We start from the raw sequence: 602 nt of genomic DNA, 5'->3' as shown, positions 1-602 counted from the left end.
GCATCTGAATGCCGCCAGCGGCCAGATTCCATAGAAAGTAAAAGCCGAGCCGCTGGTGCGTCTGCAATCGGTGCAATGGCAGAGGCCGACGCGCAGCGGATCGCCCGACACGGAGTAGCGAACCTTGCCGCACGCACAGCCGCCATGGCGTTCTGTGGTCATCGTTGCATCTCCAATCGATTCGCGACAATCCTTGCTGCGATGCCGCCTCTTGTCCATGAAGAGAGGTCTATTACAGTGGGGAAGGGGGAGAGATTGCTGTGGGCTGGCTTAGGCCGCTTCGATCTCTGTCTTCGTGCTTGGTCTCCGCGGTCTTGTCGTGATTTTTACTCGGCAAGCAGAAGCAAATTAGGCGCCCTTAGCCTTGGTGTAGATGGCGAAAAATCCTCACCATCAGACAAGAACATACCTCCCATCCTGGTAGTCCAGGGTCTTGCCGACAAACCCCTCGGCATCTTCATACGGGCCGCAAAGGACGTACTCGTATCCGTTGTCGCTTCGTATGTTCTCAAGGATCTCTTGCCGTTCGGTCTCTCTGAACGCTCCGATCGAAACCTCGTACTTTTCCCAAAGAATCGCGGGGATCAGCTCCACCCCAGCAG

General features: G+C 56.1%; 2 protein-coding genes. Both read right to left on the bottom strand.

The window, feature by feature from the left end:
* The coding region (locus G3A47_RS23050; protein WP_208328429.1) for a GFA family protein at nt 1-219 on the bottom strand (219 nt) is incomplete at its 3' end.
* A 174-nt stretch (nt 220-393) separates the two neighbouring features.
* The coding region (locus G3A47_RS23045; RefSeq protein ID WP_166926616.1) for a hypothetical protein at nt 394-602 on the bottom strand (209 nt) is incomplete at its 5' end.

Source organism: Flavobacterium poyangense (genome assembly GCF_011751075.1).
Classification (GTDB): Bacteria; Bacteroidota; Bacteroidia; order Flavobacteriales; family Flavobacteriaceae; genus Flavobacterium; species Flavobacterium poyangense.
The sequence above is the reverse complement of the archived record's forward strand: the minus strand, read 5'-3'. Positions and strand labels throughout refer to the sequence as shown.